General features: G+C 38.3%; 14 protein-coding genes. 5 read left to right on the top strand and 9 right to left on the bottom strand.

The window, feature by feature from the left end; genetic code table 11:
* Positions 1–132 precede the first annotated feature (132 nt).
* The 6 genes from LC418_RS06495 to LC418_RS06470 all read right to left on the bottom strand — a co-directional run bounded on the left by LC418_RS06495 (position 133) and on the right by LC418_RS06470 (position 5,587).
* Complete coding sequence (locus tag LC418_RS06495; RefSeq protein ID WP_223558501.1) at positions 133–1,644, bottom strand: carboxypeptidase-like regulatory domain-containing protein; 1,512 nt, start codon at positions 1,642–1,644, stop codon at positions 133–135.
* Between the two features lie 10 nt (positions 1,645–1,654).
* The gene (locus LC418_RS06490) at positions 1,655–3,019 is read right to left on the bottom strand and encodes a CsgG/HfaB family protein (RefSeq protein WP_223558500.1); all 1,365 of its coding nucleotides are present in this window, start codon (positions 3,017–3,019) and stop codon (positions 1,655–1,657) included.
* Between the two features lie 26 nt (positions 3,020–3,045).
* The gene (locus LC418_RS06485; RefSeq protein ID WP_111955778.1) at positions 3,046–3,456 is read right to left on the bottom strand and encodes a curli production assembly/transport component CsgF; all 411 of its coding nucleotides are present in this window, start codon (positions 3,454–3,456) and stop codon (positions 3,046–3,048) included.
* Positions 3,457–3,467: 11 nt separating this feature from the next.
* Positions 3,468–4,199 carry a curli-like amyloid fiber formation chaperone CsgH gene (gene csgH / locus LC418_RS06480; protein ID WP_111955776.1) on the bottom strand — a complete coding sequence of 244 codons (732 nt, stop codon included), beginning with the start codon at positions 4,197–4,199 and terminating at the stop codon, positions 3,468–3,470.
* Positions 4,200–4,209: 10 nt separating this feature from the next.
* Positions 4,210–4,611, bottom strand: a complete 402-nt coding sequence (locus tag LC418_RS06475; RefSeq protein WP_223558499.1) for a hypothetical protein — start codon at positions 4,609–4,611, stop codon at positions 4,210–4,212.
* Positions 4,612–4,768: 157 nt separating this feature from the next.
* Positions 4,769–5,587, bottom strand: a complete 819-nt coding sequence (locus tag LC418_RS06470) for a hypothetical protein (protein ID WP_223558498.1) — start codon at positions 5,585–5,587, stop codon at positions 4,769–4,771.
* Between the two features lie 351 nt (positions 5,588–5,938).
* On the opposite strand from LC418_RS06470, the gene LC418_RS06465 reads away from it, so the two are divergent.
* From LC418_RS06465 to LC418_RS06445, 5 genes are all read left to right on the top strand, one after another.
* The gene (locus LC418_RS06465) at positions 5,939–6,568 is read left to right on the top strand and encodes an NUDIX hydrolase (protein ID WP_111955770.1); all 630 of its coding nucleotides are present in this window, start codon (positions 5,939–5,941) and stop codon (positions 6,566–6,568) included.
* 27 nt (positions 6,569–6,595) lie between these two features.
* The gene (locus LC418_RS06460; protein WP_111955768.1) at positions 6,596–7,402 is read left to right on the top strand and encodes a lysophospholipid acyltransferase family protein; all 807 of its coding nucleotides are present in this window, start codon (positions 6,596–6,598) and stop codon (positions 7,400–7,402) included.
* A 15-nt stretch (positions 7,403–7,417) separates the two neighbouring features.
* Complete coding sequence (locus LC418_RS06455) at positions 7,418–7,861, top strand: hypothetical protein (RefSeq protein ID WP_111955766.1); 444 nt, start codon at positions 7,418–7,420, stop codon at positions 7,859–7,861.
* A gap of 2 nt (positions 7,862–7,863) precedes the next feature.
* Positions 7,864–9,201, top strand: a complete 1,338-nt coding sequence (locus tag LC418_RS06450) for a UDP-N-acetylmuramate--L-alanine ligase (RefSeq protein WP_223558497.1) — start codon at positions 7,864–7,866, stop codon at positions 9,199–9,201.
* 291 nt (positions 9,202–9,492) lie between these two features.
* The gene (locus tag LC418_RS06445) at positions 9,493–9,873 is read left to right on the top strand and encodes a hypothetical protein (protein ID WP_223558496.1); all 381 of its coding nucleotides are present in this window, start codon (positions 9,493–9,495) and stop codon (positions 9,871–9,873) included.
* Positions 9,874–10,029: 156 nt separating this feature from the next.
* Here the strand turns inward: LC418_RS06445 and LC418_RS06440 are convergent, their stop codons facing one another.
* The 3 genes from LC418_RS06440 to LC418_RS06430 form a co-directional block, all read right to left on the bottom strand.
* The gene (locus LC418_RS06440; protein ID WP_223558495.1) at positions 10,030–11,094 is read right to left on the bottom strand and encodes an NAD(P)H-dependent flavin oxidoreductase; all 1,065 of its coding nucleotides are present in this window, start codon (positions 11,092–11,094) and stop codon (positions 10,030–10,032) included.
* A gap of 93 nt (positions 11,095–11,187) precedes the next feature.
* The gene (locus LC418_RS06435; RefSeq protein ID WP_223558494.1) at positions 11,188–11,892 is read right to left on the bottom strand and encodes a DNA alkylation repair protein; all 705 of its coding nucleotides are present in this window, start codon (positions 11,890–11,892) and stop codon (positions 11,188–11,190) included.
* A gap of 109 nt (positions 11,893–12,001) precedes the next feature.
* Complete coding sequence (locus LC418_RS06430; RefSeq protein ID WP_223558493.1) at positions 12,002–12,877, bottom strand: aldo/keto reductase; 876 nt, start codon at positions 12,875–12,877, stop codon at positions 12,002–12,004.
* Positions 12,878–12,892 lie beyond the last annotated feature (15 nt).

Below are 12,892 nucleotides of genomic sequence, written 5' to 3'. Positions count from 1 at the left end.
ATAAAGAGCTCTCAACCTCTCCAATACTTTAACACTATATCGTAACCTCACATTCTGAACCGTGAAAATGAATGGCCGACTACTAAATTGACAGCTGACCATTCACAATTCACACTTAATTGCTCTTCTTCCCTACTCATAATCCGGCATTTCGCCGTTGGTGAAAAGAGATGTTCTTGAAAGATCGGTCATGGAACTGTTGAGATCAATGACCATTACATTCTTCTGCGAGATATTGTCATTGGAGGTATTCATAAAGATCACTTGAGCATTATTCGGAGAAAATCTCGGATCAAGGTCATTGGTTCCAAGCGGTTTTTCGCTTTCCGCAGAAATATCATAAACGGTATCGTTTACCAGATTATAGATAAAGATATGGGAATCCAGCTGGCGATAATTTCCGCTACCATCCTGATATCCTGACATATCCCTGGTGTACACAAGCATTTGACTGTCCACAGAAAAATTCAGTCCGCCTGCAGCTCCGGATAATCCTGACACAATAGTTTTCAAGATACTTCCGGTCATATCAATCACATATATTTTTGTATTGTAGCCGCTGTAGTCATTCGTTTTTAAGGCAATCCTGCTTCCGTCATAGCTCCAGTCGCATTCAGAGATCATGCTTCCGTCAGGAGTTGTGTAAACTAGCGTCAATCCACTTCCATCCTTATTGATCCTGTATAATTTATTGAAGTTTGAATAAAGAATTTCCTGTCCGTTTGTACTCCAGGCAAAATCCATTTCATAATTATTAAATCCTGCAGCAGGCACTGTAGTAACCTTAAAAGGATTCGATCCGTCAGGATTCGCTGTGTAGATATGGGTACTTCCGCCTTCCGTCCGCAGAAATGCAATCAGTCCGGCATTGTTATTTTTCCTTGGTCTCCAGCTGTTATAGGATGAGTTGGTAAACTGGAAGCTGTTCCCCGTTGCATCGCTTGACATAATTACAAAATTTCCGTTCTGCTTCTGTACATAATGATACCGGTTGGCCGGAACCGTATTGGTGGTAAATTTACTGATAGAGCTTAAAACTGGCGGGTGAATGCCGTCCGAAACAGACACCTGCCAGAAGTAACTAACACCAAACTTCAAATTGGACAACGAATAATGATTCGCAGCCAAATCATTAACCTGGATTACATTCGTATCAAGGTTATTTTTAATTGTTAAACTATATTTTAAAACATCGGCTGTGTCGGGATCAGTAGCGGTCCACGTTAGCTCAACATTTAAGGGTTGATTCACCGCATTGTCTACCGGACTTAGCATCTGCGGTGCAGAAGGAGGAGAGTTGAGCGATTCATCATCGTCCATTTCAAAAACCACGGTGACAACCTGGTTTTCGTTTTGTATATTAACACCCTGAAAATTGGTGATATAGCCGGATAGTTCTGCTTTCACAGAATAATTCCCAACAGGCATCGCGGCAATTTCAAATGTGCCGTCTGTCCCGCTGAAAACCGTCTGTGTGGTAGGTGCTGTAAAAATTTTCACATTAGGAATAGGCACATTGGTACCTCTTTTTACAACTTTTCCTTTCAATGATCCTGTCTGAGCCTGTTCTATAAGGTCTTCATTACATGAAAACAGACAAAAAGTAAGGATGAATATGCTGAGTATTTTAATTAAAGTTTTCATAGTTCATGTTTTATTTGTTTCCAAGGTAAAAATTGATTCCAAGAGCAAACCGAAGTGCCTGATCTTTTCTTTTCCCGTTTACCATCCCCTCCCAGTCATCTTTAAAACCAATATCATATTGAGATGAAGCCCGGATTGCCATGTTATTTCCTATCATATATTCCAGCCCGCCGCCAACCTGGCCTTTATATTGAGGCTTGTATTTTGAAAGCATAGCTCCCATTCCACCGTAAACGTATGGGCTGAATCTGTATTTCGGAAACAGAAGAAATTCAAGATTAAGCTCAGGAACGATATAATTTCTTTTAATAATATTTTGATTTTCTAAAGTGAAATAGCTACCACTGGCTTCAATATTTAAATTAGGGTTTATAAAATATTTTACGCCTGCTTTTCCGCCGACATTCATTTTAGGATTTACATAATCATCTTTGATTTTCTGAGCTTCTATATTGGCAAAAAACGAAATTTTCTTTCTGTAATTCTCAGGAAATTTATTACCAACCGTTCTTCCTACATTTTCTTCCTGCTCTCTGTTGTAATCATTGATCAAATTCTGATAACCCGTTAAGTTTTCAGATGATTTACCCCATATTTTATCTCTGATGCCTTCAACAATCAAAGATCTCACTGCTTTTTCTATTGCTTCAGTTACCGCAAGCTGTACAGGTTCGTTCTGTGTAAGACCAACCTCTGCTTCCAGCAGCCTTTCTGTATCAATATATCTGAAAAAGCTTCCGTTCACGCTGGTCGAAAGAATGGTTTTAGAAATATAAATCGTTTTAAGAATTTCACCGTTAAGGGTTGAGACGGCACGCAGATAAATAGTGATTCTATCCTGGCGATACTGTGTAGAAGCTCCTATTCCGAAGTATCTTGCACCCAGCCCTCCGGTCACGACATTGCTGTCATAAGAAATCACGCCACCTTCGAGGAGAATTCCTGCATAGAGAAGAGGTGGAAGGGACTGGCTGTTTTTATCAGCATCTTTCATGTATTCCTGTCTTGTGGACCGGATGATCTGTCTCTCGTTTAAAAGATTGGCAATATTTTCTCTTTCAATGGGGATAAACCACCGGCTGTCTTCTAGTGCTTTGATCAGGATGGTGGTAGTTCCCTGTGGAACAGCCGTACTCCAGTTGTTCCCGTTTTCGGAGGGTTTATACTGGCCGGTCTGGTCCCTGAATTTGTACACGCCGATGACAATTTTTTCTTTGGGAAGAGGAAGGTTCCTCAATTCTGCAGTAGAGGCTGTAAGTTCTCCCATGGTAGATCTTTCAGGATCGGAAGGAAGTCCCAGGATAGAACTGCAGGCCTGCATTAAGCATAGCAGGAGTGTCCAGAAAAAAATTCTGGTGTAAGTGTAAGTTCTCATGGTAAGTTTGGTTTTTTAGTTATTTTTTATTTTGGAATGACGATCTCGGACTGATCGCCTGAACTGGTATCCAAAATATTGATCAAAAGTCCCTGGGCTGTAGTAGTAATCTGCAGATAAAGCGATCCGAAAAGATAATTCCCTGGCTTTAAACTACCCTCCCCGAACTGATCTTCAAATAATTTTCTGGACAGCTCGCTCAGTATCTGCCTATTCAGACTCTGGCTGAAACTGTCGAGAGAATTAACATTATCGAGCAAACTGCTGTAATCATTTTTTTCATCAAACTGATTCTGAGCATTTGCTGAACTTAAAAGCCACTGATAATTGAAAGTATCGCCTCCAAATGCCGGATTGACAGGCTTATAAACGAGCTGCTGAGATTTTCCAGAGAAAATACCCGCAATAAAGATTAAAATAATGATAAAAGTTTTCATGGCGGACGTTTTTAGTAGATAAATTCATTTTTAATAAGATTTTTCTTTGCATTAAATTCTTTGATATATTTTAAGCTGGCTGCCAGCTGTTCATTCAGGTAATCTTCGTTTGGATTGGTCATAAAGCTGTAAATTACCTTATCATCGATCTGGATATTGATCTGCCCGCTGGTACCGCGAAGGGGAAGTTCGGAAATGGTAACTGCACCATTGCTTTTGTCAGGAAGCTGGCTGTACTGAATATAAAACAGATCATAAAAGTCTTTTCCTACCTTAGTTTTGGTCTCATCAATAGTAAGTCCTTTCAATTCAAAAACTGCATCTTCTTCTACTTTAGCCGTTTTTTTTCTGAAAAGGTCATTATTGAGTTCCAGGCTGTCTTTCGCAATCAGTTTCTGGGTTTCCTCATCTTTTACATAAAGAAAAACTTTCAGAGCATCTTTTTTTTCAAGATTAACATTGATCTCGGATAAAACTTTTACTTCATTGGGATTAATGGAGAATTTTCCGCTTTGCTGATTATTGGACAGGTTTCCGGCACTTCCTTTTTTAATGGAGATCAACAGGTAATTCAGTTCTTTGTACACTGCCGTATTATTGGTAACAACTGCTTTGAGCCTGATCTGATTTTCAAGGATACTGCTTTCGATCTTTGCATTCACTTTTCTATCTTCCTGCCCATTAATTATTACAGACAGGAAGATAAATAAAGTGCACAGTCTTAAGGAATACGAAAATTTCATCACTTGTGTTTTAATAATTTCTCATGAAAATGGTTTTGTTGTCACCTTTTACATTGATCTGCATTCCGTCTGAAACAGTGTTACTTCCTGTAATATCGATGATATTGTTATTTCCCTGAGTGGTAACTGCTGTTTTGGTCTCTTTATCTGTAAAAGAATTGATAAAATAGAGTGTATTGAAATCCCCCATCTGCCATACGGCAACATATGTTCTGGCATTAAGAGAAAATTCCGCATTGTTGTAATCTCCTATCTGGATAATACTGGAACCGTAAAGTCCCTGCTGCTCTGTCTGCTGTCTTGCGATAAGATAAAGAACCGTATTGCTGTTGAGTTTATCCCAGTCTACTTGCTGTGCCTGTATGTACAGTACCGCAAAAAGTGTAAAGGCACCCCATCCCAGTTTAAGCATGGTATTAATTTTAATAAAGGTATATGAATAGAGTATCCGGAAAAACACACCCAGCAGGTAGAAATATAAAATAACGGTTTGCGGGTATGTTTATCATGAAAAGCTTAAAAAAGGAGAGAACTGCGGCCCCTCCTTTTATTTTAGATTACAATACATATTAATTGGATTGGTTAATAACCATTGAATTTCCGTTGCCCAGCTGGGTTCCTACATGAATGTGAGAATCTCCGCTTTGGGCTACCCAGCTAAAGTTACTGTTACCCATCTGAACATCGATTGCGGTATTGGAATCCCCTAACTGAAGTTGATATAATTGGTTGCTGTTTCCAACCTGTACTCCCACGGACATATTATCATCCCCAATCTGAACTGCAGCAGCAATATTATTGTTACCTACCTGATCGTTTGTGGCACTGTTATCATTTCCGTCCTGATATTGTACTAAAAGGTTAGCATTACCTACCTGAAGACCACTTGCGTCATTTCTTCTTCCAAGCTGAATTTGGTAAGCATCATTGCCATTACCTAACTGAATAGCAGATGCATCATTTCTTCTTCCATCCTGATATTGTACGACAGCATTTCCTAACCCCAGCTGTGTAGAAGATGTTTCATTTCTTCTTCCGATCTGAGTCTGTTCTGTAGAGTTAAATGCACCAAGCTGCCAGGTAGCTGCAGAGTTTCTGTTTCCCATTTGGCTTACTTCATTGGTATTGCCAAGACCTGTTTGGTCTACGTCGATTGAGTTTCTGTTCCCGATACTTTCAGCAGTATTGATGTTCAGAACACCCACCTGATCTATGTCTGCCGTATTCCGGTTTCCATCCTGTGCAAGAGAGTTGATATTGAAAAGCCCTGTCTGATCAACAGTAGCAGTATTCAAGTTTCCAATCTGGGCAGTTACATCAATGTTTGATTGTGCGAAGTTGAAACTCATGGCCATTAGTGTAAAAACACCGGTAATAAAGTTTTTCATTTTGATAAAAATTAATTGGTTAATAGTATGACAAAGGTATATGCTAAACCAAAATGAAAAACCACTGCTAAAGTGTAAATTTTCAAAATCACGGTTTACCGTTCCCGATGTAACTGTTTACCGTTTTCTCTGTGTAACGTGTTTCAGTTACGTAAAAATACGGTATACTACAACATTGATTTTCAAATAAATACATAAAATAACTCTAATTATACAGAATAACAAAAACACTTATTCTATCAGTCCCTTAATTTTAAAATTCCTGAATTATTAAATCTTTTAATCCTTTTCAATGGTTAATTAATGTTAATGCCTATTCTTTTCTTCACTATATATTACTAAATTTGAGGTATGGAAAGTTTTGGAAAAGATTTATTGAGGAAAATTACAAATGTAGAGCTCCCGGGAATAAATGCCCATGGAGTATTTTCACCCCCTTCCCGTCCTGTATTTACGTATGATGAAGTGTTGGCAAAAAATCCAAAATTTGCAGCTGTTAATATTGTACTTTACTTAAAAGATAATGAATGGTATTTCCCGCTGATCCAAAGAACCATTAACGAGCACGACAGACACAGCGGACAGATCTCTTTACCCGGCGGCAAGCGTGAGGAAATGGATAGGGATTTTGCTGAAACCGCAGTACGTGAAACTTCGGAAGAGATTGGTATAGACAAGCACTATATAAGGGTAATCAGGGAGATGTCTCCTATCTATATACCACCGAGTAATTTTTATGTTTATCCCTACATTTCATATACTAAAAAGAACCCGCTTTTCGTTCTTCAGCAGAGTGAAGCGGTAGAAACTATAGAATTCCCTATCACTTCTTTTCTCAGCCTGCCGGATAATCCTGAAATTATGGCCCTGCCAAGTGCTGCCGGACATGAAGTGCCGGTTATTAATTTCAACGGATATATCATCTGGGGCGCTACAGCAATGATATTGAGCGAGTTTAGCCAGTTGTTGAAAAAAATGTAACTTTGCACTACCGTGTTTAATTAAGAGATGGCGAAGAAAAATATTTTCACCGATGCATTCGGAACACCTTATTTTTTAAAAAGGTTTATCATTTTTATTTTAGGAGTTGTATCCTACAGAAGGTTCAACGGCTTTAATAAATTGAAGATAACCGGTACGGAACACCTTGTGGATCTTCCCGATTCCAACGTGCTTTTTGTGTCTAACCATCAAACTTATTTTGCAGATGTAGCTGCCATGTATCATGCATTCTGCGCTGTGAACAACGGATATCTGGACACCATTAAAAACCCCATCTACCTGCTGAACCCAAAGATCGATTTTTACTATGTAGCAGCAGAAGAAACCATGAATAAAGGGATTCTTCCTAAAATTTTCAAAATTGCAGGAGCCGTAACGGTAAAAAGAACCTGGAGAGCGGAGGGTAAAACAGTCAACAGAATGGTAGATCTCACGGAAGTTGACAATATTATGAAAGCTCTGGACAACGGCTGGGTAGCTACTTTCCCTCAAGGTACTACATCTGCTTTTGCTCAGGGACGAAGAGGTACAGCCAAACTGGTCAAAAATCAGCGCCCGATTGTGATTCCTATCAAGATCAACGGGTTCAGAAGGGCATTTGACAAGAAAGGCCTCCGGGTAAAGGTTACGGGCGTAAAACCTACCATGGAGTTTAAAGCACCTCTGGATATAGATTATGACAACGAAAAGGCGCCTGAAATTTTATTGAAGATCATGACTGCTATTGAGCAGACAGAAGATTTCAATGTACTACACAATTATGATGAAGAACTTAAAGCTAAAAAATTAGAACAAAAGGATTCAAATAATTAAAGTAAGTAGAAAATTATGAACAAAATATTAGGGATCTTATTCACGGTCTTGGTATTAGTTTCGTGTAACAGTCAGAAAGTATATTCAGATTTTGATATAAGCTATTCCAGAAGCGGAGGCTATGCTCCCAGGTACGAGAATTTACTCATCAAAGGTAATAATGCACATTACTCTCTAGAGGAGTCGGGAAAAAAATACAAACAGGACTTTAAAATTTCTGATGAAGATTTAAAGAAACTGGACCATACTCTTTCCCAGAACAATTTCAGAAGGATACAGGAAGACCACAAAAAGCTGTATGATCATGTGACCACTTCCATCAATGTAAAGAAAGGACCAAATGAAGGCAGCAAGTCTGACGCCAGCATGATGATGCCGAACTTTACGACAAACTGGGACAATATTCTGAATGCTTTCCAGGAGGTCATTAATAATAATGTTAAAAAAAACAATAAATAAAGTTGAAAACCCACTTCATTGCTATCGGCGGAAGCGCCATGCATAATCTTGCTATTGCATTAAAAGACAAAGGATATCAGGTAACAGGTTCGGATGATGCTATTTTTGAGCCTTCAAGATCCAGACTGGAAAAGAAAGGAATTCTGTCACAGGAAATGGGCTGGTTCCCGGAAAAGATCACTGCGGATATTGATGCAGTTATCCTTGGAATGCATGCGCATCAGGATAACCCTGAGCTGGCAAAGGCAAAAGAGCTGGGTTTAAAAATTTATTCATATCCTGAATTCCTTTACGAACAATCAAAAAATAAGACAAGAGTGGTCATTGCCGGATCACACGGTAAAACAACCATTACTTCCATGATTCTTCATGTGCTGAACTTTCACCGGAAAGATGTAGATTTTATGGTGGGTGCACAGCTGGAAGGTTTTGACTGTATGGTAAAGCTAACACAGGAGAATGATTTTATGGTGCTGGAAGGTGATGAATACCTTTCCTCTCCTATTGATCTCCGTTCAAAGTTTCTTCTCTACCAGCCGAATATTGCTTTAATGAGCGGCATTGCTTGGGATCACATCAATGTATTCAAAACGTTTGACGATTATATAGAGCAGTTCAGAAAATTCGTTGCCAGCATTACTCCCGGCGGTGTTCTGGTCTACAATGAAGAAGATGCAGAAGTGGTAAAAGTAGTGGAAGCAGCCGAAAACTACTTCAGAAAAATCCCTTACAAAACTCCTGAATATGAGATCAGCAATGGAAAAGTGTATCTAAAAACTGAAATGGGAGACGTTCCTCTTTCCGTTTTCGGCGCTCACAATTTGCTGAACATGGAAGGGGCAAGGCATATCTGCCGTCAGCTGGGTATTATGGATGAAGATTTCTACGAAGCCATTATGAGTTTTAAAGGAGCTTCAAAACGTCTCGAAAAAGTAGAAAGAGAAGATCAGGGAGTTCTATACAAAGATTTTGCCCATGCGCCAAGCAAAGTAAAAGCTGCGGTAAAAGCTTTCTGTGAGCAGTTTAAAAAAGAAAAAAAATACGGATTCCTGGAGCTTCACACCTATTCAAGCTTAAATCCGTTATTCCTTGAACAATATGATCATGCTATGGACGGCTTGGATAAAGCCATAGTCTTCTATTCTGAAGATGCATTAAAGATCAAAAGAATGGAACCTATTTCCCCGGAATTCATTAAAGAAAAATTCAAAAATGATGCCCTGAAGGTATTTACCAATGCCGAAGAACTGCATGCCTATTGGGAAACACTGGATAAAACTGACGGTGTTTTCCTGATGATGAGCTCCGGCAACTTCGGAGGATTAGATCTTACAAAATAATATTTTCCACATCAATTAAAAACGTTCTTTATTTGAAGAACGTTTTTTTTATTTTAATTTTTATTAGTATTCCCTATCTTTGGAAACAATCTACTTATTTTATATCATCCTCAAAATAAAATAATTACAGAACATTATTATATTACTAAGTAGATGTCATATCTATGTAACACTTCATTTTTATTACTGTTTTGTCTAAAACAAGTATTCTTGCATCACAATTATGCAAAGAAAATATAAATGACAAACAACACACAAAGACAGAGCAAAGGAATTATTTTTTTTATAATAATGGGGTTATTTTCAGTCCTTTCTTCATGTCATCAAGATGATGACCCAGAGCTTAAAGAATTTAATTTTAAATGGTATTACAAAGTAGAAGCATCTCCTGGTTCTGTTATCACTAATATTATTTATCAGAATCCTAACCCTAATGGCGTCGAGCCTATTTCAGTTACAGGAATTAACAGTACTTCATGGACGAGTTCAGAATTTGAGTATAAGACAATAGCCCCGGCACCTGGTAACGTTAGCCTCCCTACAAAAATTAAAGCAAAGGCAATAGGTCTTAATGACACTTCCACTTTGAATGTTGAGATTTATGTAAATGGAGTTTTGGTAAAAAAAAGCATAGATATTGGACAGATTCTTACCGCTTCAGCAGAATATTAACATTTTAGCAGAATATAGGGTTATTTTTGCCTCTATCACCTCTTATTATTGATCAGAAATACAAAAACCATCTTTGGAACATTCCTAAAGGTGGTTTTTTTAAAACAATTCAGGGTATTCCTTCATTATTTACAGTGTTTAAATATGTAAATAATTTCAGGAAATAATTTCAGCCTGATGAATAAGCTTTTCCAATATATCCTCAGTAGAAAGTTCACTGTAATCGTGAATTGATTGTCCAGCCCAGATGCCTACAAAATCAGGATTATTCAATGTTTTTGAAACCCTGCGCAACTCATTCGTCAGCTTATTCTGATAGGGATAAGGCAGAATGTAGGCTGAGTTTTCAAGAGTTTCGATGTATTTATTTTTAATTCCTCTCGCATACCGGCCCGAAAAGCTTTTTGTCAGGACAATGTCCTTTTCTGTTACATTTTTCAGTCTTCCTTTTTCAAACGGCTGCAAAGCACTTTCCTCTGATGCCAGCAAGATGCTTCCAACCTGGAACCCCTGTGCTCCAAGTTCTTTTGCTGCCTTTAAAGTTTTTCCATTATAAATACCGCCTGCATAAATGAGCGGAACTTTCACATGATTATATACGTTAGAAAATAAAGACATTCCTCCAATTTCAGGAATAATATCAGCATCAAAAGATCCTCTGTGACCTCCGGCTTCAATTCCCTGCACGCAAATGATATCAATTCCAGATTTCTCCAGGACTAAAGCTTCTTCTACAGAAGTACAGGTTCCTATAAGGGTTATTCCATGTTCTTTTAGCTTCTGAATGCTTTTACCATCCAGATTTCCGAAAGTAAAACTCAGAATCTTACAGCCTTCTTCAATAATAGCATCTATCTGCTCAAGATAGCCATTCACTTTGATCTCTTCAGGATCAGGAAGCTGAACTTCTATATTATTTTCTTTTGCAAGCTGGGTAATAAACTGTTTGGTTTTAACAAATTTTTCTTTCAAAGAATCTGTCAGCTCAGGGATATGGTGGACAAAAATATTGACAGCAAACAGCTGATCTGTCCGTTTTTTGGTCTCTCTGATGAGCTCAGCAGATTGAGCTGCAGAAAGATCTGCTAATGCAAGCGATCCCAGACATCCGGCTTTTGAAGCTGCAGCAGTCATCTGCGGAGTACTTACCCCAAACATCGGAGCCTGAATTACAGGATATTTTACATCAAAAATTTTATTGAGTGTATCCGGCCAAAACATAAGAATTATTTTTATGTAAAATTTACAAAAACCTGATGATATGTTAAGTTTATAAAGCATGATATTGCTCACAAACACCTACAGATGAATCTTTTACTTCTCCTTACGCAGTTCCTTATATTGCTCTTTCATTTCAGGATCGAGTTTTTCTATAGCATAAGAAAAAGTAGCAGCAGGCATTGCTTTCGCATACTGATCAAGAAAATCATACAGTCTTTTGGGATTTTTCTTTCCGGCTTCCCTGATCCAGCTTCCAACTGCTTTATTTACCAGCTCATGAGGGTCATGAATAAGGATTTCTGCAATCTTAAAGGTATCTTCAACATCATTTTTTCTGATAAAAGCATGCGTACTGACAACGGCCGTCCTTCTTTCCCAAGGGTTTTCAGATTCAGCCAGCTGGTACAAAATATTTCTTGACTTATCAATCAGATAGTTTCCGATAATATTCCTGGCTCCACGGTCTACAAAATCCCAATTGTTTAAACGGTCGTGACGCTGTAAGTACAGATCAAATAGTTCTTTTTTCTTTTCTTCCGATGTTTTTTTATTCCCCGCCTGAAAACTCATAATACTCACTGCACCCATTCTTACTTCGTAGAAATCATTATCGAGAAGCTTATTAATTTCTTTCAGCGGCAAAGCAGAAAATTCTTCTGCCGTTTTGAAAACATCTCCGAACTTAACTCCAAAATGCTTTGTACTACCATCATTTCCTTTAAAAAATTTTTCAACCTTGTCTATTTCTTTCTCATTTCTGAAAGTGGACAGTTTTTCTATGAATTGTGCTGCAGTCATGATTTTATCTAATTAAAAAAAAACACCCGCAGATTAAACTGATTCAGCAGATTGTTGTATTAAATCTGTGTTCCGTTTGATCTGCGGGAGAAAATGGGGTAATATTATATTAAATATCCGCTACGGATTTCAACATCTTTTCTTCCCATTCAGGGTCTTTAGGATCAAAGAACAGTCTTTTGCCTGTATCTAAAGAACGGACAATATTCATTTCCTCTTCAGTCAGTTCAAAATCAAAAACATTGAAATTTTCTTCAATTCTTGAAGGCGTTACAGATTTCGGAATGACAACAAAGCCTTCCTGAAGGTGCCATCTCAGGATCACTTGAGCTACAGTTTTATTGTATTTTTCAGCAACCGCTTTTAGCTGGGAGTTGTTTAAAAGATCTGCATTTCCGTTTCCAAGAGGGCTCCATGGCTGCGTTACGATATTATTTTCTCTGTCATATACCTGAAGCTCCTTTTGCTGAAAAACCGGATGAAGCTCAATCTGATTGATTACAGGATGAACCGTTGAATTGGCTTTCAATTCTTCTAACTTCTCTACCGTAAAGTTACATACGCCGATAGCCTTGATCTTTCCTTCTGCATATAATTCCTCCAAAGCTTTCCAGGTTCCCAGGAAATCTCCATATGGCCAGTGGATCAGGTACATATCCAGATAATCCATCTGCAGCCTGTCCAAAGTTCTTTGAAAGGCTTTCTTTGCCTTTTCATAACCATGATCCTGAACCCAGACTTTTGAAGTAATAAACAGCTCATCTCTGTTCACAACGCTGTCTTTCACCGCCTGGCCCACTGCTGTTTCGTTCTGGTAAATAGCTGCTGTATCAATCATTCTGTATCCCGTATGAATGGCTTTTACCACAGCTTTTTCACATTCATCCAGATTTTCCATCTGCCATACTCCAAAGCCCAAAGCCGGAATATCCACTCCGTTATTTAAGGTCACTACAGGCTGCCCTGCATATGTTTTCTTTTGCATAATTTCTTTAATTTA

Source organism: Chryseobacterium lathyri, from assembly GCF_019970085.1.
GTDB lineage: Bacteria > Bacteroidota > Bacteroidia > Flavobacteriales > Weeksellaceae > Chryseobacterium > Chryseobacterium lathyri.
Note: the sequence above shows the minus strand (reverse complement) of the source record. Positions and strands in the feature narration are given on the sequence as shown.

Bases quoted from the DNA above. Each gene is read 5' to 3' on its own strand.
- LC418_RS06495 (WP_223558501.1), bottom strand. From the start codon at position 1,644: ATGAAAACTTTAATTAAAATACTCAGCATATTCATCCTTACTTTTTGT.
- LC418_RS06490 (WP_223558500.1), bottom strand. From the start codon at position 3,019: ATGAGAACTTACACTTACACCAGAATTTTTTTCTGGACACTCCTGCTA.
- LC418_RS06485 (WP_111955778.1), bottom strand. From the start codon at position 3,456: ATGAAAACTTTTATCATTATTTTAATCTTTATTGCGGGTATTTTCTCT.
- csgH (WP_111955776.1), bottom strand. From the start codon at position 4,199: ATGAAATTTTCGTATTCCTTAAGACTGTGCACTTTATTTATCTTCCTG.
- LC418_RS06475 (WP_223558499.1), bottom strand. From the start codon at position 4,611: ATGCTTAAACTGGGATGGGGTGCCTTTACACTTTTTGCGGTACTGTAC.
- LC418_RS06470 (WP_223558498.1), bottom strand. From the start codon at position 5,587: ATGAAAAACTTTATTACCGGTGTTTTTACACTAATGGCCATGAGTTTC.
- LC418_RS06465 (WP_111955770.1), top strand. From the start codon at position 5,939: ATGGAAAGTTTTGGAAAAGATTTATTGAGGAAAATTACAAATGTAGAG.
- LC418_RS06460 (WP_111955768.1), top strand. From the start codon at position 6,596: ATGGCGAAGAAAAATATTTTCACCGATGCATTCGGAACACCTTATTTT.
- LC418_RS06455 (WP_111955766.1), top strand. From the start codon at position 7,418: ATGAACAAAATATTAGGGATCTTATTCACGGTCTTGGTATTAGTTTCG.
- LC418_RS06445 (WP_223558496.1), top strand. From the start codon at position 9,493: ATGGGGTTATTTTCAGTCCTTTCTTCATGTCATCAAGATGATGACCCA.
- LC418_RS06440 (WP_223558495.1), bottom strand. From the start codon at position 11,094: ATGTTTTGGCCGGATACACTCAATAAAATTTTTGATGTAAAATATCCT.
- LC418_RS06435 (WP_223558494.1), bottom strand. From the start codon at position 11,892: ATGACTGCAGCACAATTCATAGAAAAACTGTCCACTTTCAGAAATGAG.
- LC418_RS06430 (WP_223558493.1), bottom strand. From the start codon at position 12,877: ATGCAAAAGAAAACATATGCAGGGCAGCCTGTAGTGACCTTAAATAAC.